Source organism: Comamonas avium, assembly GCF_014836675.1.
GTDB classification, from domain to species: Bacteria; Pseudomonadota; Gammaproteobacteria; order Burkholderiales; family Burkholderiaceae_C; genus Comamonas; species Comamonas avium.
In genome coordinates this window covers 260,356-280,171 of the sequence record NZ_JACSQK010000006.1, presented here as the reverse complement: position 1 = coordinate 280,171, position 19,816 = coordinate 260,356, and the positions used below count along the sequence as shown (strand labels likewise).

General features: G+C 56.5%; 25 protein-coding genes and 2 pseudogenes. 8 read left to right on the top strand and 19 right to left on the bottom strand.

The features are described 5' to 3' along the window. Nucleotides 1-283: 283 nt before the first annotated feature. The 3 genes and pseudogenes from H9646_RS13760 to H9646_RS13750 all read left to right on the top strand — a co-directional run. Nucleotides 284-529 (top strand): annotated as a pseudogene (locus tag H9646_RS13760) (transposase); the annotation flags it as partial. 1,309 nt (nt 530-1,838) lie between these two features. Continuing rightward, on the top strand, nt 1,839-3,008 hold the full coding sequence (locus H9646_RS13755; protein ID WP_191723931.1) for a GGDEF domain-containing protein: 1,170 nt from the start codon (nt 1,839-1,841) through the stop codon (nt 3,006-3,008). A gap of 995 nt (nt 3,009-4,003) precedes the next feature. Further along, entirely contained in the window at nt 4,004-4,324 is a 321-nt protein-coding gene (locus H9646_RS13750) for a bacteriocin (RefSeq protein ID WP_191723930.1), read from the top strand. Between the two features lie 128 nt (nt 4,325-4,452). On the opposite strand, the gene H9646_RS13745 is transcribed toward H9646_RS13750, so the two are convergent. The 16 genes and pseudogenes from H9646_RS13745 to H9646_RS13675 form a co-directional block, all read right to left on the bottom strand. Further along, the gene (locus tag H9646_RS13745) at nt 4,453-4,914 is read right to left on the bottom strand and encodes a hypothetical protein (protein WP_191723929.1); all 462 of its coding nucleotides are present in this window, start codon (nt 4,912-4,914) and stop codon (nt 4,453-4,455) included. Further along, complete coding sequence (locus tag H9646_RS13740) at nt 4,904-5,524, bottom strand: lysozyme (protein WP_225214200.1); 621 nt, start codon at nt 5,522-5,524, stop codon at nt 4,904-4,906. The genes H9646_RS13745 and H9646_RS13740 overlap by 11 nt, the downstream gene beginning before the upstream one ends. Then, the gene (locus tag H9646_RS13735) at nt 5,521-5,853 is read right to left on the bottom strand and encodes a hypothetical protein (protein WP_191723928.1); all 333 of its coding nucleotides are present in this window, start codon (nt 5,851-5,853) and stop codon (nt 5,521-5,523) included. The genes H9646_RS13740 and H9646_RS13735 overlap by 4 nt, the downstream gene beginning before the upstream one ends. 41 nt (nt 5,854-5,894) lie before the next feature. After that, entirely contained in the window at nt 5,895-6,131 is a 237-nt protein-coding gene (locus H9646_RS13730) for a hypothetical protein (RefSeq protein WP_191723927.1), read from the bottom strand. Then, entirely contained in the window at nt 6,128-8,026 is a 1,899-nt protein-coding gene (locus H9646_RS13725) for a hypothetical protein (protein WP_191723926.1), read from the bottom strand. The genes H9646_RS13730 and H9646_RS13725 overlap by 4 nt, the downstream gene beginning before the upstream one ends. Nucleotides 8,027-8,029: 3 nt before the next feature. Further along, nucleotides 8,030-8,473, bottom strand: a complete 444-nt coding sequence (locus tag H9646_RS13720; protein WP_191723925.1) for a hypothetical protein — start codon at nt 8,471-8,473, stop codon at nt 8,030-8,032. Further along, complete coding sequence (locus H9646_RS13715; protein WP_191723924.1) at nt 8,470-10,149, bottom strand: WD40/YVTN/BNR-like repeat-containing protein; 1,680 nt, start codon at nt 10,147-10,149, stop codon at nt 8,470-8,472. Before H9646_RS13715 ends, H9646_RS13720 begins: the two co-directional genes overlap by 4 nt. 2 nt (nt 10,150-10,151) lie before the next feature. After that, entirely contained in the window at nt 10,152-10,622 is a 471-nt protein-coding gene (locus H9646_RS13710) for a hypothetical protein (RefSeq protein ID WP_191723923.1), read from the bottom strand. Continuing rightward, entirely contained in the window at nt 10,619-11,017 is a 399-nt protein-coding gene (locus H9646_RS18655; RefSeq protein ID WP_318244927.1) for a terminase gpA endonuclease subunit, read from the bottom strand. The genes H9646_RS13710 and H9646_RS18655 overlap by 4 nt, the downstream gene beginning before the upstream one ends. Nucleotides 11,018-11,071: 54 nt before the next feature. Next, a pseudogene (locus tag H9646_RS18650) lies at nt 11,072-11,700 on the bottom strand (phage terminase large subunit family protein); the annotation flags it as partial. Nucleotides 11,701-11,891: 191 nt separating this feature from the next. Then, complete coding sequence (locus tag H9646_RS13700) at nt 11,892-12,434, bottom strand: hypothetical protein (RefSeq protein ID WP_318244925.1); 543 nt, start codon at nt 12,432-12,434, stop codon at nt 11,892-11,894. A gap of 124 nt (nt 12,435-12,558) precedes the next feature. Continuing rightward, nucleotides 12,559-13,020 carry a hypothetical protein gene (locus H9646_RS13695; RefSeq protein ID WP_191723922.1) on the bottom strand — a complete coding sequence of 154 codons (462 nt, stop codon included), beginning with the start codon at nt 13,018-13,020 and terminating at the stop codon, nt 12,559-12,561. 2 nt (nt 13,021-13,022) lie between these two features. Next, on the bottom strand, nt 13,023-13,964 hold the full coding sequence (locus H9646_RS18480) for a helix-turn-helix domain-containing protein (RefSeq protein WP_225214199.1): 942 nt from the start codon (nt 13,962-13,964) through the stop codon (nt 13,023-13,025). A 30-nt stretch (nt 13,965-13,994) separates the two neighbouring features. Further along, a complete protein-coding gene (locus H9646_RS13685) occupies nt 13,995-14,333 on the bottom strand; it encodes a hypothetical protein (protein WP_191723921.1) in 339 nt (112 codons plus the stop codon). Nucleotides 14,334-14,367: 34 nt separating this feature from the next. Beyond that, nucleotides 14,368-15,198 (bottom strand): hypothetical protein, encoded by an 831-nt coding sequence (locus H9646_RS13680; protein ID WP_225214198.1) that lies wholly within the window; start codon nt 15,196-15,198, stop codon nt 14,368-14,370. Between the two features lies 1 nt (nt 15,199). Then, nucleotides 15,200-15,727 (bottom strand): phage regulatory CII family protein, encoded by a 528-nt coding sequence (locus H9646_RS13675; protein ID WP_191723920.1) that lies wholly within the window; start codon nt 15,725-15,727, stop codon nt 15,200-15,202. Between the two features lie 27 nt (nt 15,728-15,754). On the opposite strand from H9646_RS13675, the gene H9646_RS13670 reads away from it, so the two are divergent. Both H9646_RS13670 and H9646_RS13665 read left to right on the top strand, forming a co-directional pair. Further along, entirely contained in the window at nt 15,755-15,997 is a 243-nt protein-coding gene (locus H9646_RS13670; protein ID WP_191723919.1) for a hypothetical protein, read from the top strand. Between the two features lie 96 nt (nt 15,998-16,093). Continuing rightward, nucleotides 16,094-16,300, top strand: coding sequence for a hypothetical protein (locus H9646_RS13665; RefSeq protein WP_191723918.1), 207 nt, complete (start codon nt 16,094-16,096; stop codon nt 16,298-16,300). Here H9646_RS13665 and H9646_RS13660 read toward each other — a convergent pair. After that, on the bottom strand, nt 16,287-16,787 hold the full coding sequence (locus H9646_RS13660; protein ID WP_191723917.1) for a hypothetical protein: 501 nt from the start codon (nt 16,785-16,787) through the stop codon (nt 16,287-16,289). The two genes, H9646_RS13665 and H9646_RS13660, sit on opposite strands and share 14 nt — an antisense overlap. After that, a complete protein-coding gene (locus H9646_RS13655; RefSeq protein ID WP_191723916.1) occupies nt 16,780-17,007 on the bottom strand; it encodes a hypothetical protein in 228 nt (75 codons plus the stop codon). Before H9646_RS13655 ends, H9646_RS13660 begins: the two co-directional genes overlap by 8 nt. Nucleotides 17,008-17,087: 80 nt before the next feature. On the opposite strand from H9646_RS13655, the gene H9646_RS13650 reads away from it, so the two are divergent. Then, complete coding sequence (locus tag H9646_RS13650) at nt 17,088-17,324, top strand: hypothetical protein (RefSeq protein ID WP_191723914.1); 237 nt, start codon at nt 17,088-17,090, stop codon at nt 17,322-17,324. Between the two features lie 47 nt (nt 17,325-17,371). Here H9646_RS13650 and H9646_RS13645 read toward each other — a convergent pair whose 3' ends face one another. Continuing rightward, nucleotides 17,372-17,620, bottom strand: a complete 249-nt coding sequence (locus H9646_RS13645) for a hypothetical protein (RefSeq protein WP_191723912.1) — start codon at nt 17,618-17,620, stop codon at nt 17,372-17,374. Between the two features lie 82 nt (nt 17,621-17,702). Here H9646_RS13645 and H9646_RS13640 point away from each other — a divergent pair, with 82 nt between their 5' ends. Both H9646_RS13640 and H9646_RS13635 read left to right on the top strand, forming a co-directional pair. Next, nucleotides 17,703-18,398: a LexA family transcriptional regulator gene (locus H9646_RS13640; RefSeq protein ID WP_191723910.1), complete on the top strand. Its 696-nt coding sequence runs from the start codon at nt 17,703-17,705 to the stop codon at nt 18,396-18,398. 225 nt (nt 18,399-18,623) lie between these two features. Next, on the top strand, nt 18,624-19,757 hold the full coding sequence (locus H9646_RS13635) for a hypothetical protein (protein ID WP_191723908.1): 1,134 nt from the start codon (nt 18,624-18,626) through the stop codon (nt 19,755-19,757). The last annotated feature ends 59 nt before the right edge of the window (nt 19,758-19,816 follow it).

Sequence of the window (19,816 nt, the reverse complement as noted above, 5' to 3'; positions counted from 1 at the left end):
TCGGCGTACCCATTTCGGTTGTTTTGCTACTGATGCTATTTGGTGTTTTTTGACCTACAGCACTCCAAAAAGACTCGCATTTCGTTGAATCAATGCGAGTTTTTTTGTTTGATCTGAGCTCCAAACCTCCAGCACAGCAGCTTCATTTGCGGCCTTTGGCTTGCGACCAGCATCGGATGTCCAGCACCTGCACTCCAGGCTGAGAGTCTGCAGCTTTACCTTACTCATCCTTCAGCAGGCGTTGTTGCATAAATCGCTGTGCCGCTAGCCTACGGCTTGCGGCATGAGTCCTCCCAACAAACCTCGCTACCGAACCACAAACTGGAAAAGCAGTACAACGCAGCCCTCAAGGCCCGTGGATCACAATCAATTTAGTTGGACAAGCGCATGGTCTGGTTTGCCGCTACCAGCGGCAAAGCCGGGCGAAGCCCAAGGCGATGCTGCCATCCAGTTTTGTTTGACCCTTAAAAACTTGTTTGGCTTGCCGCTCAGGCAAACCACAGGCTTGGTGGAGTCGATACTGCAACTGCGCGACCGTTTTGATGCAGCCAGAGAAGCGGCAGGAATTCCAAAGGCGTAGTTTCAGTTCCGCGATCTGCGAGCCACTGCCACGACCGCCCTTGATGAAGCCGTTGGAATCCGCGAAGCCCAGGCACTGTTGGGGCATACCACTGAGGGGCTGACAGCCCATTACATCCGGCACAAGATCGGGCAAAAGGTGAAGCTACTCAGGTGAATTGCAGAACAGCGGGGCTTATTCAGTGAGCCGGATTGCTTTACTATTGGGAGCAAGAAAAAGCCCCGTGTATTGCTACACGGGGCTGTAATCTTTGGTGGGCCCTGCGAGATTCGCACTCGCGACCAGCGGATTAAAAGCGGCGTGCGGACTGTACGCGATCACGCTTTACCTATAAGAATGCAAGCGCGCAATACGCATGTAGCGCACGATATGCGTGCCGCAAGTCAAAAATCCCCGCACAGATTTCTACTCTCCCATGAAATGCCCTGGTGCGGTTCTGGCTAAGGTTGCCCCAAGCATGGCGCACACCCACCAAGCACGCGGGTGTCTTTAGCTGCCAGCACTAAGTCACTGTGCATACGCACACCCAGTGATGCGGCAGGTGCCACGGCTAAAGGCCTGTGCCTGTATACATCGCAGCGCTGTAGCTGATGATGTCGGCACAAGCATCACGGCTTTGCCCTTCAGTAGTCCTGCTCAGCACTGCGAGCAGGCTGCAAACGCCGGGCCTTTTTTACCCGTACTGTTGGCGCTTTACTTGGATCCACTAGAACCGTCTTAACGTGCCAGTTCGGATCTAGTTCATAGTCATCATCTGAAGTTGTATGACTGTCGATGTCTTGCAATCGTGTTTGCGGTGTTTCGGTGTAGGTAACAGGTTGGGATGGGATGTGCATATTTGCCTCCGGTCTAGGCAGATCGGGAGCGACCAACCTGTACAGACAGTACGCCGTTTTGAACTTAAAAACCGTTTTAACTCAATCTCTTACATCCTTGGCGCAGGCGTACGCATCAAATCCAAGAGGAGGAAAACTCTTTCACGCCTGCATATGACTGCGGATTTACACACAAAAACTATTGGCAGTAGTAAAGAATTTCGGCCATTTTTTACATGTATGTACGCCAAAAAATAACCGCTCATCAGGAAATGCCGGATTCATGAACTTAGTTATGTGGCTTTAACGCATCACATATATAAACTGAGCTTTCTAAAACTGCCGCGATCTTGATTCACATGTGAAGGTGTATTGCTCATGGCTGGTTTGTAACCCCTGCGGGTTCTTGTCAGAAAGCAGGCTTTGCTTGCGAAGGACTCACCATGGCTGTGAACAATGTCCAGACCTACTTGCTAGTAGCGCCAGCAGTCATCGTGATGTTGAGTGCAGCACTTTTTATTGTCTGGCGTTTAAAACGCGATCAACGCTACCTGTTGTGGATGGGTTGTGCGCTGGCATGTATGGGGTCAGCACTGATATTTCAGACAACTCTTGATCAAATTCAGGTCGCTACGTGGAGTGTGCTTACAGGACTGGGTTATTTGTGCGGTGCATGGTTTGGAGCCTTGGCTATGGGCTCCATATATAGCGTCTCATCACACCCTCGCCTAGGCGCAGCGATTGGTTTGACGGCGTTGGTCATGCTTGGGTACTTCAGCCTGATTAAAGACGATATTGTTGCTAGCGTTCATGTGCTGAGCATGGCTCTGGGGCTGATACAAGTGCTTCCAGCACCTGCAATTTTGCGCCAACTACGAAAGCACGAACATCTAGAAATTGCTTTGTACTCAGCCTATTTGCTGTTTTGTTTTTACACCCTTTCAAGGCCCGCTATCGTCCACGCGATTGGCTATGCTGAACTCAATAACTATGTGTACTCCCAATATTGGATTGTGACAACAATGAGTTCCATGGCCTTCAGCTTGTTTTTCACTTTCTTGCTATTAGGCTGCGCTGTAAAAGGAGCCGTGAACAAGTTGAGCGATGAACGAGATCATGATCCGCTGACAGGGTTACTAAATCGACGTTCATTTAATGAGGCTGCTGAGTCTTTGATCAGAGACCGGCGTTTACAGCCTATTTCTCTGCTTGTTGGCGACATAGATCATTTTAAAAGCATCAATGACAGCTGGGGACATGAGTGCGGCGACATGGTTTTACAAAATGTCTCGCTGGCGATGATGAACAACGTGCGAAATAAAGATTTAGTGGCGCGTTTCGGAGGTGAAGAGTTTGTACTTTTACTTGTAAATTCAGATATAGAACGCGCAAAACAAGTCGCAGCTCGCATTCGTGAACAGGTCAGTGCAAACGCCGCTGGATTGCCAGCCGGCAAGCCGTTAACAATCAGCTTTGGAGTTACCGTTTTAAAATTTGAAGGAAACTTGCAGGAATCACTCGGTCAAGGTGACAAACTTTTGTACAAAGCCAAAGATTCTGGCCGTAACTGTGTATGCGTTGATCCTGATGTTGGATTTCTTGCCATCGCATAGCTAAAAGCAAAGCCTCTTAAATAAATATTTCTCAGATCTTTTTTCTTTTATTTTTAATTTTCAAAAAAATCCATCACCCCTAAATCAGTTAAAAACTCAAAAATATAAAAACCCGCTATGCGCGGGTTCCGTTACTACATTCCAAACTGGTAAACGAATCAGTTACCTGAAAGAGGAGCAAGCGTTAGCTGGGTTGCTTTGGCTTGTTGTCCTGTTCCTTGTTTGGGGTCTGCCCTGGCTGCGGCTTGTTTGGGGCTGATTGCTCAGCCTGGCCGGGTTTTTGGCTAGGGTTGTTTTGGCCTGGTTGGTTAGATTGTGTCATTGCAATTTCTCCTGAGAGTTAGTGGAAGACCAAATCGGCTTCCACGTCTTCACAATGAGGCTTAATGCATACCTGCGTTGTATGAATACGTAAGTAACAGCCTTGAATGGAAAGTGGATAAAAGGCCCTCAGTTCAAGCGGCATAAGTCAAAAGACCTTCGCAAGCAATAATTTTTCTTCAATACGTGAAATTTTAATTTGGCATTTGTTATTTTTTGCAACTATTTTCTTGATCTTCTTTTTTTGATCTATCGTCAATAGATCGGTGCGCGAAATCGTTGCATTGATGAAAGGTTGACTTATGGAATACAAATCCCACAAAGACATGCTAACGCAAGCACGCATAAATAAGCTCAAGTCTGAAGGTTCACAAATACTTTTGTCCATCATGATAGACAAGTCACCAGAGCATATGAGGCTTTGTTTGATTGATGCAAAATTAAATCGACTCTCTGCAGGTTTTTCTTTCCGTGCTCGCTGAGAGCAGCGTTAACAGGTTAATTTTTTAATGCCAAAGCCCGCAATATGCGGGCTTTTTATTTGTCGTGAAAAGTAAAGGGGTTGTTAGCTGACGTTCATCTGGCTGGATAGACCGCGTTCTAAACCAGTACAAGGAGTTAAAACAAATATCCAGAAGCCAATCAAGCTTTGGGAATTTGCCTAAGGAGCAGTCATGACAACCGACCACAATCCGAACTTTAGCGAAAGAAAAACAGACCCTGATATTGATGAACAGGCATTGCCTGGTCATGGGGTTCCGTCGCAAGACCCAGATCCGAATGCTCAACTTGGTATGTCACCCAGTGAAACACGTCGTGAGAAGTCTTCCACGTTTGTCATCGGCGGGGCTCTGGTCGGCCTGGCTGCAGGAGCGGTGATTGGTGCTGCAGTGTCTGGCCCGATGGGTGTGCTTGTGGGTGCAACACTAGGCTCAATTGCTGGTGCACTCGGCGGCAGCGCAGCAGGCTTGAGCAATGCATCAGCATGCTTTTGATCTAGAAGGCGCAGTGGATTCCTCAATCAAAAAGAAATGATTCAAACTACCGCCTAACTGCTCTGCGCTGAACTGGATCACAGCGATTCATGTTGGTAGTTTTTTGTTTTCCCGTATGTTTATGACGGTCAATTCACTGGCCAAGCTGCCCTGCAGACTCTTGCATCAAGGGCGTGTCCATCAGCTTTTGCAGCCAGCTCTGTGTATCGCTGGCTGCACTGTCCGAGTAGCTGATTTGCGGTTGCGGCGTACTCTCTGACGGCGGCGGCGGAAGCCGTGGCAATTCGCTTGTCGGCTTCAGTGAGCTGCTCGCGCAGCCGGCCAGCATTGCGAGTGGCAACAGCAGCAGCGCCAGCCAGGCGCCCTTGTTCTTGAATGGATGCATTGAGTGCCCCTTGGTAGTTGGTAGTGATGGCCTGGGCCACAGCAAAGGTGCCCGCATCGCGTGCTGCCTGCTCTTGGGTATGGGTCAGCTTGATTTGCGCAATGTCTTGGCCCAGTCTCCAGCCGTTGGCCACCCAGCCACCAGCAGCCCCTAAGGCAGCCACACCCAGCCACAGCCAGAGTTTTGGCAGTCGATCAGCGAGCATTGAGCCCCCCTTCCGACACCAGCACGGCTGTAAAGTGGCCATCACGCCCCCAGTCACGGCAAAGCTCTTGCGTGGTGGCGCGTCGATCAATCAGACCAGGTAGGGACACACTCTGGCCGTTCACAGTGCCGCGCACCCACCGCGGCATTTGCGCGCAGGCACCCAGCAGGTCACCGGCATTAGCCAGCCGGACCATCGAGCTGACAGCCACGGCAGGCTCGCCCAGGTTGTAGATCATGTCGATGAAGCTGGCGCGCACCCACACGTTGTACTGCCCCCAGTGTTTGAAGATGCGTTTGGCAGCTTTTTCTGCAGCCAGGTACTTGGGCAGCTCCAACCGTTGGCAGTCTTCTTTTGTGTAGTACTGGCCCTTTTGCACCTCTGGACCAGTGACTCCGTTACAGACCGTCAGGGGCTGCCCCTTACCCAGCTTGTCCACATAAGGCACACCAATGTGACGGCCACTGCTTTCGTAGTGCGCGCCCAGCTCCATCGCCAGCTGTACCTCATGGCTGGGTGCTTGCACTGACATATATGCGCTAGTACCAGCGGCAAAACCAATGGCCATCTGCATCAGCTTATTGCGCAAGATTGCAGGCACTTTACTCATCGCAGCCCCCTCCAGGCGCTCCACGCCGTGATGCACGCCGCCCCCAAAGCGACAATCGCCGTCATGGGCTTGGCCAACTTACCCACCCAGTTAAATACCTTGATGGCTCCTTTCATAGCCACGAAGAACTCCAGAAAGTCAGCCAGTTGCTGCTTGAGCTCATGCAGCTCCTGCCGCGTCTTTGCCAGCTCTGCGTTGTTCTCACCCAGTCCACGGTTAGCGTCGTTTACTCCCCGCTCAATAGCAGCCATCCGCTCACTCCCTTTATCGAATCGATGATTGATTTGCTCCCGTTCCATCACCGGCAGCTCGTTTCCCCACTCATCCATGCGCGCCCTCTCTTTCTGATTTATGTGGTTGTTGGTGGTGTTCAGACTTCAATCAGTACGTAAGGCAGATCAGGCGCTGGCCCTGTGATAGCGCCACCCTTTACATAGGCACGCGTACCGCTGGCCAGCAGCAAGGGGTTGCGGGCGCGCAGCAAGCCATGGCCGCCGTCTTGCGTGACTTCTGCAGTGCCATCGGCGTACAGCACGGTGACGGTTCCGGTGAGCACAGGGGCCTCTGGCAGCAGTGCCTTGAGGCGTTTGTAGAGATTGGTGCTCATGCGGCCACCCTTTCAACAGTGAGTTGCTGGCGCACCTTGGGCAGTGCGGCACTGACGTTGACGCCGCGCACCAGGCCACGCCATGTGCCGTCGGTGTCTGCTACCTCCAGCAGTTGGCCGGGGCGCACGATGCCGGGGTTGGTGCCGCCGGTGAGCACGGGCATGCTGATGGTGTGCAGCAGCTTGTTGCCACTGGCTGCCAGCGCCCACTGGCCGCGCATGCGGGCGGCGTCTGCATGGGTGATGAGGTCGTCTTGCACGCTAGGAGCCAGCTGGTTGCGGGCGCTTGCGCTGCGCACGACGTGGCCCTGTACGCCGCCCACGCTGCCGCCTGTCACATATATGGCGTTGTAGTCGGCCCGTGGCTCGGGCCGCAGTTCGTCGGTGGCGATGACGGCGGCGGGCATTTGCACATCAGGCACGGCATCTGCCCACTGCCACGGCAGCACGGGGTAGCGCGGCGCAATGATGAGCTGCTCTGCCGTGGGATGGCTGCGCACGACCGCGCCCACGCTTTCTGCCACGCGCAGCACGGCCTGCAGTGGGGTGCCCTGAAAGCTCCACGCCCCTGCGGGCACCAGCCAGTCGGCAATCTGCCAGTCCAACCCTACCCCGGTAAATTCCAACGCCTGCACGGCCAGTTGCTGGGCGGTGGCCGGTGCACTGCTCAGCCAGCTTTGCTGCGGCATGTAGGGCGTGCCCAGCATGGCAGTGACGCTGACGCCCTGCACCGCCACACGGTGGCGCGCAAAACTGCGGCTGCGGGCAGTGCTGGTGATGGCAAACACAAAGGCCATGCCATTGAGCACGACCTGCACGCGGGTGGGCAGGCCTGCTACAGGGGCCAACTGGTCCATCAGATGTTCTGGGCCGTTGGCCATGAGGCTCCAGCCGTAGCCATCGTCGTCAGCGGCCAGGGCCACATCGGTCAGAACCACGGGTTCCATGCTGGGCAGCAAATGTGCCGTGAGTTGGTGAACTTGCATATAGGCAGGCAGTAAGGGGATGACGTAGTGCGGGCTGGGTTGTGGGTCTGGCGTTTTGCAGGGGCAGCGAAACACCAGCGCAGCGGGCAGACCGGGGGCGTATGCCTGGTCAAACACCAGCGCTGCAGGCAAGCCGGGCACGTAGCACGGCTGGGGCTTGGGCGGTTGCAGAGGCCACAGCCAAACACCGGGGCCGGGTTTGGTGGTCTCTTGGTAGCGGCCTTGCAAGTCAATACGCACCGGCAAGCCGTAGCTAAAGCTTGTGAGCCAGTGGCCTGCGGTGGGCATGCCCTGCTGCATGCGGTTTTGTAGGGCGGCGCGCAGGCGCTGGGCTTGTTCAAACCCCGCCAGCGTGGCTGCACGCAGGGCCAAGGCGTCTTGCATGGCAGTGCGCACAGCGGTGTGCAACCGCAGGGCTTGCTGGTAGTTACTGGTGGTAGCAGCACGCACGGGGGCTGCGTTCTGCATGGTGTCCTGCCCCATGCCGCGCAGTGGCTGCGCCTGCTGCCACAGACTGCGCACTTGCTGGGATACGTGCTGCGCGTCTTGCCAGATCTGCGCGACCGCGTTGTGCGTGCGCTGCGATTGTTGCCACACACCCTGCACGGCTGCGCGCAAAGGCTGGGCTTGCTGGGTGCTGTCAGTGATCTGTGCCACGCTGGGGCGGCTGACATTGACATTCCAGACCATGGCAACGGTGCCGCGCAGGCCGGTGATGCGGCCAACCGCCACCAAACGCTGCACAGTGGCCAGACGCACGGCACCACGCATACCAAGGGTGATACGACCCACAGCCCTGACCATGTATTGCTGCTGGGGCGGTGCACCGCCATCTGCTCCAAACACCAGCGGCACGGGATTGCCCGCGCTGTGGTTTGACTGGTTGAAGACAAGGGGCGTGCTGGCCATACATTACCCCAACGCTGTACCAGCCAGGGTGATCAGACCACCGCCGTAGAACATGGGGGAATTGTCACCCTCAGGCGTTTGCCCGCCTGCCACTTGAAAGCAGCCGTCATGGCCTACGTCCGTGACACCACCATCAGTAAGCACCGTGCCATCGGCCGCAACCAGCTCTCCCCATCGGGGAATGCCACTTTCCAGCACCATAACGCCGCTCGCAGACTGCGCAATCAGCTCCAGCAGACCGTTTTCAGAGACTGTTCCGCTAGGCTTGGCCAGCACGATCTCAGCCATGGGGGCAATACCTGCCCCCACTGCATCCTGACGCACACTCTTGTAGAGGTTAATTTTGGCGTTGCCAGTGCCAGCATCCAGCCGGACCAGCGTGGCTTCAAGCTGGGCAAGCACCAGCGCAGATGCGACACGCCATTCGTTGACTGCAGGGGCTGTCATGGCATGACCTCCGGCTTGAGGTTGTTGGCGATGACAGAGCGATAGGACATGTCATGGTCCCACGCGATCACGTCGTACTCATAGTTCAGGCTGATGTGCGTAAACGCATAGCTGCCATCTGTATGACTCCAGGTTTCGCGCACCAGCATGCCGTCCCGGCTGCGGTGCAGACGCACGCGCCGACGCAGGGGCACGTTGGCGGGGGTTACTTGGCGCTCTACCGTGCCGTAGATCTGCCCATTGCCCCCAAATTCAAAATCGTTAAATGGCCGCGCATCAAGGCACGTTGTCGAGGTTCGCCCTTGCGCTTGCAGTGCAGTACCAGTGGCAAACAGAACACCATGGGCCACACCACCTTGCACGGGAAAGCTGGTGTAGATCCGATCACCATCCATCGATAGATACAAACCGCCGCCGTACTTGCCAGTCATCAGCATCAGGCCGTCTGCGGACACTGCAGCACCCACCCAAACGCCTGAGCCCAGCGAGGACTGCATAGACCATGTCGCCCCTTTGTCTTTCGACAACCAAAGGGGTGCACCTGATTCTGACGCAGCAAGCAACGTGCGACCATCTGCAGAGACCGAGCAGCTATACCAATTGCGGGTTCCTGCCACAGTTTGTGCACTCCATGAAGAGCCTGCGTCTATGGTCAACCATGGCGTGCCATTGGAGTCAACTGCAAAAAACGTCAACCCATCCGCTGACACCGCGCACCCTCGCCAAAATCGTGAACCCGCTGCGTTTTGTGTGTCCCATGTAGCACCTGCGTCTTTGGACAACCACAGGTAATGGCCTTGTGCTGCGCAGAGCAGTGTCTTTCCATCTGCAGAGATTGCACAACCAAACCAGTTGCGCGAACCCATTGCAGATTGCGCTACCCATGTCTGGCCAGCGTCTTTCGACAACCAAGGAGTTGTGCCGTATGCCGTAGCAATCAATGTTTTACCGTCTGCAGACACTGCGCAGGCCATCCAATCGGCTCCAACGGCGGCAGTTTGTGCAATCCAGGTCTGACCGCCATCTTTGGACAACCAAGGGCTACCACCCACAGCTACAGTCAGCAAAGTCATTCCATCTGCAGAGACTGCGCAGCCGCGCCAATTGCGAGAGCCTGCCGCTGTTTGCGCCGCCCACGTCAAGCCTCCATCTCTGGACAACCAGGTGGTACTTCCATAGGGTGTTGCGAACAGCGTCGCGCCATCTGCCGACGCAGCGCAGCCAAACCAGTTTTGGCTACCTGCTGCAGGCTGCTCTAGCCACAGGCCCGCTTCGTTAGTGAAGACCAGTGCTTTCGAGGGTGCCGGGCTCAGCACTCCGTCAGATAACCACTGCACGCGCTTCAAGGAGGCAGAGAGCACACCAGTTGCCACGGCATGCTGGACAGGCCATGTACTGGCGCTAGGGCCAGCAAACCTGAAGCCCCACACGTCAACCTCTTGCGCAAAGGTGAACTCAATGGCAAAGCCAGGTTTTTGAACGTCAACTCCAGCGAATACACACTGAGCGCTGCTGTCCACAGCAAGGTTAGCCAGCGCTCCAGAGATCGGCGCAAACGTACTGGAGATGGCTGTGGGCGTGATCGCTCCCAGCGCGCCCCAAGGGACAATCCGGCTCAATACCAGATCTTGACCCAGCGTATCCACCCCGCGAATCTGCCATGTGGTGCTTGCCATGGCTAGGCCTCGCGCCAGGGGCCGGTGATGTCGATGAAGCCGGTACCTTGCTGCGCAGTGCTGCCGTCGATCCTGGTCACCACCTGCAGGCGCAGCAACGTTTTGCCCGCGTAAACGCCCGTGCCGCTGATCTGTCCGATACCAAGGCCCACCACACCAGGCACTCCACTCTGAATGCTGCACAGTGCACCGGGCAGCTCCCCGCGTGGGCCGTTACCCGCCAGGGTCCCTCCATCGGAGACAACAATGGGAGCCAGGAACAGACCATTGTTGACGCCAGCAGGGGCTAGGCCGAACGCACCGTTGTTTCCGCTGATCGTTGCACCGTAAGCTGTGCGCTCACATGTTTGCGAGGACCCAAGGCCGTTGGCACGCCGCATCACCGAGCGCGTGGTTGCTGGCTCGTTGTCAAACACATTGCCGTACACACTGGCGTTGCTCGCGCTAGACGCAGAGGCGTTACCACCCGTCAAGAACCCGCAAAACGCGTCTGCACGTCTACCCCGGCAAAGAGCATGAGACCGCCAACGGGCACGGTGTGCAGGGCGTAGGGTTCTGCCCGTGCTTGCAGTACGTGCTGGTCTGCGCCCTCGCCTTTCAACTCCCAGGCCTCGCCCAGTGTTTCATTGGTGAAGGTGGTCATGGGCCCGGCGTCGCCTTCTACCAAGGCGCGGCTGGCTTTTTCATACTCATCCACGATGGATGACCATGGTCGCTGGGGGCTGTACGCGGCCCACACGTGTACGCCCAGCGTGCGCGGTGGCGCGCAGGGCTGGCCGCGGGCATCACGCCATGTCTGGTCTGCGCCAAAGCGTTTGCCAGATTTGCGGCAGACCCATGCGCCAGTCAACGGCCAGCCGCCGGGCATGTAGTCGGCCTGGGTGATGGCTTGGCGGCAATGCGGGCAGATGTGGCAGACGGTGTCGGGCTGGCCCGCCTCCCACTTGAAACCGTGCAGCACCTCGGGGCCACCCCATGTCAGGGCGTGCTCGATATCACAGTGCGGGCATTCGATGAGGTAGGTGACTTCGTCGTCAGCGTCTTCACACGCGCGGCTGACGTGGCAGAAACCTTTGATGCCGGGCGTGCTGCCGCCCACAAACTTGGGGTACGGGGCGCCTTCCAGCCGGCCCTTGGCCAAGCTACCGGGCGAGCCAGAGGTTTTGTCTTTGCTGGCGCCCACGGTTTGGTCAAAGGCAGTCCACTCATCCAGAATGGCAACGGCCACGGTAATACGGCGGTAGGCCCGGGCGGCCTTGCCACCCAGCAGGTGCAGCACGCTGTCGCGAAAGGCTTTGTACTTGATGGTTTCTTCAATGCGACTGCTGCGCTTGCGGGCGGCAATGACGGCGGGCACTCCGTCTTTGGGGTCAAGCAGCGGCTCAATCTCTGACTTGACGAAGCTGTCGCGGTCGTCATCGGTGGGCTGCACAGCGCCTGTTTGCGGCGGCGGTGCGCAATGTTGTAGCAAACAAAGGCGGTGATCATCTTGGAGTAGCCCACGCGCTTGGACTTTTTAACGGCCAGCTCTTCAATGCGGTCATCGCTCATGAAATCCAGAATGCCCACCTGAAACGGCCACGCCACCCAGCCGCCCTTTTGGTGGCTAGATTCCCCGGCCAGCAGAAAGTGCTGGGCGGCCCATTCAGACAGGGTCATGGGTGAATCAGCGCTGAGGCTGGACAAGCCCAAGTCAACGGCAGCTTTGATGCCAGCCACGGCTTCTTTGGCAAGGCGGCGGCTCATGCGTCATCCTCGATATCAGGCTCTGCATCTTCGTCATCACCGGTCAGTGCCATGGCATCGATCTGGTCGCTCACCAGCTTGGAGGTAACGCGGATCCATTCATTGCGGGCATCGCCCATAACGCGCTTGACGGTGGTCATGGCCTCGATCGGCAACTGCGGGCAGGACTTGCGCAGCTGGGGCTCTACCTGGTCCATGCGGTCAACCACTGCCGAGCTGGCCGCGCCCAGCACATCAGCCAAGATGCCGACCGGCGCGAACTGCCCACGGGCGACAGCGTTTTTCATGTCCTGCGCTTCGCGCTGCGAGCGGGTGAGCAGCGCACGCTCCAGCACCAGATCTGCGCCACCCAGCCCAGAGCGGCCAGCCGCCTGGTCGCGCAAACGCTCGCAGTAGGCGATGAGCCAGGCGTGGGCCGTTTCGCCCCGGGTGAGCACGCTGTCGCTCACCAGCTGGCTGATACGGGCCTCGCTGACGCCAATCATTTCTGCAAACTCTGCTTGCGAAATAGGAGCATCCAGATAAGGCAGAACCTTCACTTAACCCCCTTAGGAACATCACACAACAGTCCGAACACGCGGTTCGAATTACCCGCTCTCAGGCTGGCTGGGAAGGACCCGCGACCACTGCGGCACGCTGGTCGGTGGATGCAGTCGGTGCCCATCACGGCTTGGCCTCCATGCCCAGCGCCATGCGGGCGGACATGGCGGCATAGCGCGAGATGCTGTTGTCGCCGTTGTTCAGCCGAGCCACCAGGCGGCGTGCCCACTCTTTGCTGTCCTCACGAGGGGTGATGGCCTTGCGGATCTCGGTCTGCTTTGCCAGCTGCTCAGCCACCACGGCGGGGTCAGCCGCTGGAGCGGGCAGTTGCTTGAACTCGGGCAGCGGGCACTGGTTGGCAATGGCACGGAACTGGATCACGTTGGGTGCACGCTCAGGCAGATGGCGCAAGGCGTAGCGCAGTGGTTCAAGGTTTTCGCCAAAGCCCACCAGCTCGCTGCCCCAGTCGCTTTTGACCAAGTTCATGTCGATGCCATCCCACTGGCGCAGCCACAATGCGCCGTAGCGCACGGCCAGCTTGGCAAAGATGGCATCGATCACCTCGGGAAACGATTCGACAGCCATGCTCAACCCCCAATCCGCTGCTGAACGGGCGTGACATCGGTCACATCGCCGCCGTTCATGAACGCCTGAGCACGCTCAAAAGCGCTGACCGCACCGGGCACTTTGCGGGCCGCCATGGGCGCAATCTCTTCCATGCGAAGCCGCGCCGCACGCTGGGCGAAGGTTTCTGTGCCCGCCTGCTGGTCAACCCGCTGCAGCTCCAGCTGCTTGCCCAGGTCTCGGGCATCGCGCTCTTCGCGCTCCACGATCGCCAAGGCGTAGGTGAAGGTTTTGCCCTTGTCCAGCGCCTTGCGGGCAGCGTCCTCGATCTGCCCGACCGAGACCCCGGCGTTGAGCAGCGCGTTCAGCTTTGCATTGCCCGGGTTGACCAAGCCCATGCCCATCCGCTTGAGCAGCTGGCACACCGTGCCTGCCAGCGCATGGCTGCCACCGGCCCCCGGTTGAGGCAGTTCATGCGGTTCTGGCAAAGCCTCGCGCTCGCCGCCCGCGCAGATGGCGGTTCTTTGATGGTTCCTATTACGGTTCAATGATGATTTGGGTGCGCTTGGCGCACCCCTGGGGTGCGCCTCCTGCGGGGGTACAGGTGCGCCTGGTTCACCCCCTGGTGCGCCTTGTGCGGGGGGTGCGCTATCTGCGGGGGGTGCGCCATCTGCACCACCTGCCTTTAAACGGCTGCGGGCAACGGGTGCTTTTGCCGGATCAAAACGCCCCGGCGTAATGGTGTAACTGGTGCTGGAGTTCAAGCGGTATTCGCGGTAAACCAGCCCTACTTTCTGCAGCCACGACAGTGCCTCTTGCACTGCACGCTCCGACAGGCAGGTGCGCCTGGCAATCGTGCCAATACCGGGCCAGCAAACGCCGTCGTCATTCGCCTGATCAGCCAGCGATATCAGAACGGCCTTTTGCGAGGGCGACATACCCTGCAGCGGCCAACAGGTGGACATGATGATGGTGCTCATATAACGCTTTCGATATCAGTCCAGACGCACCTGTCGCGCCTTGCAGCGCACAGGCATCACTAGCCGCTGTCGGCTGGACTGACTGCACATGCGTGCCTCGCCCTCTTCCAGCTTGCCTGCGGCCAGCAAGGCGTTGACCGTGCTGGCCACGCTGGACAGCTCCAGCCACTCGCCTGTCTGCTGGTGGTGGTAGCCACGCAGCTCACGGCGGCTCATGTCACGCGTGCCGTACTGGTGGGCATGGCGCAGCGACTCATACAGCCGCTCGTTCAGGCGGCGGCGCCCTTCGTTGCCCATGGCGGCAAAGGCTTCTGCGCTGGTGTCATGCCCGGTCACGGTGGGGTTGTGATACATGCTTGATCTCCTTTGATATCTGCGCACGCACTGGCTACACGCCAGCAACCTCACGCAGGCGATAACGAATGCGCCGGGCCAGATACGCCTCGGCATCGGCCCGTTGGGCCACCTTGTCCATGTCCAGCCGGGGCTGGTACGTGCCAGCCTTCACAAACAGCAGCACCGGTCGCAGATCTGCGCCGCCCGTGCCACTTACGCCCCAGATGCCCGGCTGCAGGTGGGCGGTGCGCTCATCTGCATCGCCTTTTTTGGTGATGCGTGGCCCACCACGCAGCGCGCCATACGCCACAAAGTAGCGCCGCCCTGCCTGCCGTTTGGTGCCTCGGTGCACGCGCTGGTAGCCCTTGGCGCTCATGTTGGCCTTGTAGCCCTGCTCACCAAACGCCCGGAAGTAGCTGATCAGCTGCACCAAAAATGCGCCACGCAGATTGCCCCTGCCGTCATCGCTGCCGGGGTACGGACCGCCCCGCTTTTCATCAGGAATGGCCGTCTGATATCCCGTGGGCAAGATGCCTGCACGGCGCAGGGCCACCTCACTGCGCTTGTCATGGCGGCGGCCACCCCAGGCCTGAGCATTCAGAATCTTTTGCGGGTCAACGCCCTTGCCGCCCATGTAGGCGGGCTCGATCGTCACGCTCAGCTTGTCTGGCTTGGCCATGCGCACACGCGGGCTGCGCAAGATGTAGCTGGTGGGCCGGTCAAACACCGCCCGCATCTCGTCCTGCATGGCACGGCGCACTTCAAAGCCCACATCGTTCAGCGCTTTGGCGTAGGCCCGTGCGGCCTGCTGGCCAGTCAGGCCGTGCAACTGCTTCAGCAGTTCGGCCTGGTTCATCACCTGGGCGCTAATTTGAATGTGCATATCAGCCCTCCCGCCTGGGCACACGGGCCGCAACGGCGGCCACCAGCGCACTGATGCCGGCAATCGCCTCATTGGCGTGATGCTCAACACGGCGGTGTGCATTGCCACTTACGGCACCGTTGCCGCGCAACGCATCGGCAGCCGCCGCAGTTAACTCACCCATCGCCTGCTGCAAAAAGCGGAATGCCTCCCAGGCATCACCCTCCGCCACATCCGGGCGAGAGCGCAGGCAAACATGGTCCAGCGCGGCCGACATGGCAAACAGCACATACGGCAGGCCAGACACCATCTGCAAGGCCACCGCTTCTTTCAGAGACAGGTGGTGCGTTGTGTTGTTGGGGTTGAGCTTGTGCTGCAACGTGTTGGGCGACACACCCATGCGCTGTGCCAGCACTTGCACACCGCCGGGTGTCTCTTGCGCAATCAGGAAGGCGGCATCCAGCACATCCATGCCACGGGCAATGTCGGCATGCGGCTGCTTTTCGCCATAGACCTGAAAAGCCGCGGCAGAGAAACTCAATCCCGTCACAGCAACACCCCCTGTTCAGGAGCCAGCATGCAAAACGAAGCACCAACGCCCACAGCACAAGAATTCGCCATCCTCAAACTGCGCGTTACTGCTTTGGAAGAGTTCCTCGCCCAAATGGCCACCATTCTGGAATGCGAACGCAAAGGCTTCACCGCTGACCGCATGAATGCCTGGCTGGACATGACCACCGCAAAAATGCAAATGACCAAAAGTGCCACGCTTGAGGAAGTGCAAGCCCTGCGCAGGCTGCAACGCATCGTGGTGGGGTAAGCGGCATGCAGGCCGCCCGTCATCTTCGAATAGGTGCCCGCCCCTGCCTTGGCTACGATGGGAGCTCTCACACAACCAACGCCAAGGAGGGCGGACATGAACGAAAGAAAAATGATGAGCGGAGCAGAATTCAAAGAAAAACTCGCAGAGCTTCTAGACACCCTCAAAGACGACGACAACGTGTACTTCGGCTCTGCAGACTCTCCTTTGACTCTGTACAGATTCAAAGATCGTGGCCCTGTAGACGGACCGCGCAGTGTGCAAATCGAGTTCAACGAGGTGTACAAAATCACTGCGGAGTAACTCCACACAGTCGCTCACGCAACTCAGCCAGCAATCCATTCACTTCCTTGCTCACTCTGGCATCTGCCGTCGGGAAATACGAAGCATCTGGCTTGCCGCCACACGTTGATGAAATGCTTGCACGGCCATCGGGCAGCAAGTTAATGACGATGAATGCGATAGCGCTATGTACTTCACCAGATTGCAGATGCACGTGCGCAGGTAGTGTTTGCGCAGCTTTGCGAACGTCTTCAGCTTGTAGAGGGCGATGGGCATCAAGAGGGCACAAATCCAACAGCACCGCAAGCCGCTCGCACTGCGATCGACAAATCGCGCCTGCCTCCCAAAGACTGATCAGCCAGTCACGCTCTGCCGTCACAAACTGCACCGCCTTGATGACCACCTTGCAAGGCACCCGCAATGCACGCGCTGTTGTGCTGGCGTTACCTGCAAATGCGCCGGTTATTGATTGCGCATCCAATCCATCACGCCTCTGTGGATCAGCCATGCGCCACCTCCTGCGCCGCAGAAGGCACGGGCACCTCACGCAACAACGCTGCAGGTACTTTTGGCGCTGGTGCACCTTTCTCGCACTGGCTGCTTTTGGGCCGGTCAAAACGATCAGGCCAAAAGTGGTGCAGCGCATTCGGAAGCAGGCCGCCAACCACATTGGACATAAACATGCCCCCAGAAAACGCAATCCAGAAAAAACGCTCGTTAGAACCCATAGACACCTACCTTCACCTGTCCACAAATACGCGTACTAGCTTTATTGACAGTCATCACCATTCCAAAAAAAGGAGCAACCATGTCTACTGAAAAGCCACTTAACGAAGACATTCATTACCTCCACGGTCAGATTGATGCGCTGACTGCGCTGCTGCTTGCAGTGGCCGAAAGCACGATGGACAAACACCAGTTCCGTGAATCGGGCCTGAAGCGGCTTCAAGCGGTGGAGACAGCGCTGCTGAACAAGACCGTTCCTGAAAGCCGCCTGATTGCAATTGACCGCATGCGCGATTGGCTCTCGCACGTAACGAGCTGACACCCCCGGCGATCAGCAACCCCAAGGCTTCCTTTTCTTTTTGAGGATCAATCCAGCCCATGCGCCACCTCCTGCGTCGCTTGGGGCAAGGGGGCATCGCGCAGGTAGGTACTACTGCGTATAAGGCTTCGCTCTTGGGCAATCCACGGGTTATCGCGTTCGATAGCAGCGGGAATGCCACGACTCTTCCAGTTCTGGACACGCTGAGCACCGCCTTTTTTAAGGTCAAAGCCCAAGCGCGTTGCGAACTTCACTACGCCGCCGAACCGAGTAATAAGCTTTTCGTCTTGATGCATGCGCAAATTAAACATTCGGTTTAAACAAAAGTCAAACATTGCGTTTAACAACATTTTGTTTACTAAACAGAAAATTTCACACATGCACGCTTCTACAGAACGGCTCTATCAAGCAGCCAAACAAATGCGAGATGTCTCCGGCCAATCGGCAGTCGCTCGCCTTCTCAACGAATCGCCTCAGACTGTGAAGAACTGGGAGACACGCGGCGTTTCACGCGCAGGTGCCATGACTGCTGAAACTGTGATTGGTGTGCGTGCCGCTTGGCTGCTCACTGGAGAAGGTTCAATGAGCGCTGGCTCGACGTCGCCGATAGTTATCAACCAGACACAGGCCGTGATGGAGTCTGAAGACTTGGTTCGCATCCCCCTGCTGGCCAATTGCGGCAGCATGGGCCCCGGCAATGAGATGCTGGATGCAGACTATGTGGTGGGCGATCTGGCCCTGTCATCGCACTGGATCAACCAGCACATTCGCCCCGGCAATATTCGAGAGCTGAAGTTCATCCACGCCCATGGCGAAAGCATGGCCCCCACCTTTAGCAGCGGTGATGTGCTGCTGGTAGACGTGGGCTCACGCGACCCATCCAGCATAGAAGGCGTGTACGTGCTCGAGGTGCGCGGCCAGCTCTACATCAAGCGTGTGCGCGTGCGCATGGATGGAGCCATGGAAGTCAGCTCTGACAACACCAACATCAAGACCGTAGATGTACTCAACGGTGACCACCAGTTGAACGTACTGGGACGTGTGGTGTGGGCGTGGAATGGGAAAAAGCTTTAGATACTCTGTGAATAAATGCATTAGTCACAGACTGCATCCGGCCAGGAGCAGACAATCATTTCGACATTGGCCTTCGTCCAGTCTAGACCAACTGCAATCTCAAAATATTTAGGTTTACCTAAAAAGTTGGCTTGTGATTGCTCACTCTAAAAAATGCAAATAGATTAATTTTTATAAGAACGACAAGCCTTTTTCGCTTGTCGTCTAAATCAAGTTAGGCCGCATATGAGCCAAGGTGCAGAAATGAAGGACTCGAATGAACTAATAGAGATCATTTGCGAGCATATAAGTGGGTGGATTGCGTCGTTTGATGCTTGGGCAAAGGAAAGCAACATCTTGCTGCCAATACTGCTATCAGTGGTAGCGGCAATTGTGTTCTGGTTGGCGTTCTCATACCTACCAGAAAAAAAACGTCGTAAGAAGCTAAGGCCGATAGTAGAGCTTGCGCTTTTTGACACGTACAAACAGCTCTTTTACTTGTTCGATCTAGTAATGCGCCATCGCTCGCACAGCCCGTCATTTTTCCAATCAAAAATTCGTGCTGGCAACCTTTCTGAAAATGACATCAAACTAGGGCTTCAGAACAAATGCCTAAACGAGTCTTATCTGTACGATCCAAATGTAAAGGATGCGCTTCTCGTTGTAGGAGAGGAAATCCTAGACCGGACATTAGATATCGACGAACTTGCAAACAAAGTGCTCAGCTTTCATACATACGCCACTGCTGAAGAACTTGTTTTACTTGAGAAAATTCGGGAAAAGATTCGTGTGTATGACTTTGGTGAACGACACATAAAGCGACCGTGTGGCTCCACTATCAACGGGAAGATGTTTCGTCCTGTAGACCCTTCTATTAGTTATCGCTACAAAAACTTTTTTGAGCTCTATCAGCTTTTCTGCCAATTGCAGAAGCTGGTTCTAAATCATCGCCCACTAGATCGGGACCGCTTCCTCTACAAAATGCAATCGCTGTACCACTCCGGCCAGTACAAACTTTGTTCTAAGTTGATTCATTCTGAAGGATCGCGGTTCGAGAAGGATTCAACGCTCTATAGAAACTACTTGGCATTGTGTGAGCGTGAACTAGGCAGAATGAAATTCTTTTACAAAATTATCGAAGACACATATAAATCCAGGCCATACGGTGGGTCGTTGGTCTCTTCGAGAGGCTTTTTTCAGGATCTCCTCTGTGACAATAAATTGATAGAGATCTTGGCGCAGTTTCATTCCTCAGCTGAAATTTCTGCGTTGATTACATCTGTGGAGGAGGATCAGAAGCATAAGGAAGCATTTGAGAGCGCAAATCATGCATTGGCTGCCCATTTCAGGCGGCAAGTGGCTAGCACAAGTGCGGCCTAACAATTTTAGGCAGTTCGCGACTTCGGCGCCGGATGCAACCTGCGGTTGCACCGCTGATG

Bases quoted from the DNA above. Each gene is read 5' to 3' on its own strand.
- H9646_RS13695 (WP_191723922.1), bottom strand. From the start codon at position 13,020: ATGGCTGTCGAATCGTTTCCCGAGGTGATCGATGCCATCTTTGCCAAG.
- H9646_RS13640 (WP_191723910.1), top strand. From the start codon at position 17,703: ATGCACGCTTCTACAGAACGGCTCTATCAAGCAGCCAAACAAATGCGA.
- H9646_RS13725 (WP_191723926.1), bottom strand. From the start codon at position 8,026: ATGGCCAGCACGCCCCTTGTCTTCAACCAGTCAAACCACAGCGCGGGC.
- H9646_RS13645 (WP_191723912.1), bottom strand. From the start codon at position 17,620: ATGCATCAAGACGAAAAGCTTATTACTCGGTTCGGCGGCGTAGTGAAG.
- H9646_RS13680 (WP_225214198.1), bottom strand. From the start codon at position 15,198: ATGCACATTCAAATTAGCGCCCAGGTGATGAACCAGGCCGAACTGCTG.
- H9646_RS13660 (WP_191723917.1), bottom strand. From the start codon at position 16,787: ATGGCTGATCCACAGAGGCGTGATGGATTGGATGCGCAATCAATAACC.
- H9646_RS13655 (WP_191723916.1), bottom strand. From the start codon at position 17,007: ATGGGTTCTAACGAGCGTTTTTTCTGGATTGCGTTTTCTGGGGGCATG.
- H9646_RS13745 (WP_191723929.1), bottom strand. From the start codon at position 4,914: ATGCTCGCTGATCGACTGCCAAAACTCTGGCTGTGGCTGGGTGTGGCT.
- H9646_RS13670 (WP_191723919.1), top strand. From the start codon at position 15,755: ATGCAAAACGAAGCACCAACGCCCACAGCACAAGAATTCGCCATCCTC.
- H9646_RS13755 (WP_191723931.1), top strand. From the start codon at position 1,839: ATGGCTGTGAACAATGTCCAGACCTACTTGCTAGTAGCGCCAGCAGTC.
- H9646_RS13740 (WP_225214200.1), bottom strand. From the start codon at position 5,524: ATGAGTAAAGTGCCTGCAATCTTGCGCAATAAGCTGATGCAGATGGCC.
- H9646_RS13635 (WP_191723908.1), top strand. From the start codon at position 18,624: ATGAGCCAAGGTGCAGAAATGAAGGACTCGAATGAACTAATAGAGATC.
- H9646_RS13665 (WP_191723918.1), top strand. From the start codon at position 16,094: ATGAACGAAAGAAAAATGATGAGCGGAGCAGAATTCAAAGAAAAACTC.
- H9646_RS13650 (WP_191723914.1), top strand. From the start codon at position 17,088: ATGTCTACTGAAAAGCCACTTAACGAAGACATTCATTACCTCCACGGT.
- H9646_RS18655 (WP_318244927.1), bottom strand. From the start codon at position 11,017: ATGCCCGGCGGCTGGCCGTTGACTGGCGCATGGGTCTGCCGCAAATCT.
- H9646_RS13720 (WP_191723925.1), bottom strand. From the start codon at position 8,473: ATGACAGCCCCTGCAGTCAACGAATGGCGTGTCGCATCTGCGCTGGTG.
- H9646_RS13730 (WP_191723927.1), bottom strand. From the start codon at position 6,131: ATGAGCACCAATCTCTACAAACGCCTCAAGGCACTGCTGCCAGAGGCC.
- H9646_RS18480 (WP_225214199.1), bottom strand. From the start codon at position 13,964: ATGTCCACCTGTTGGCCGCTGCAGGGTATGTCGCCCTCGCAAAAGGCC.
- H9646_RS13685 (WP_191723921.1), bottom strand. From the start codon at position 14,333: ATGTATCACAACCCCACCGTGACCGGGCATGACACCAGCGCAGAAGCC.
- H9646_RS13735 (WP_191723928.1), bottom strand. From the start codon at position 5,853: ATGGATGAGTGGGGAAACGAGCTGCCGGTGATGGAACGGGAGCAAATC.
- H9646_RS13715 (WP_191723924.1), bottom strand. From the start codon at position 10,149: ATGGCAAGCACCACATGGCAGATTCGCGGGGTGGATACGCTGGGTCAA.
- H9646_RS13750 (WP_191723930.1), top strand. From the start codon at position 4,004: ATGACAACCGACCACAATCCGAACTTTAGCGAAAGAAAAACAGACCCT.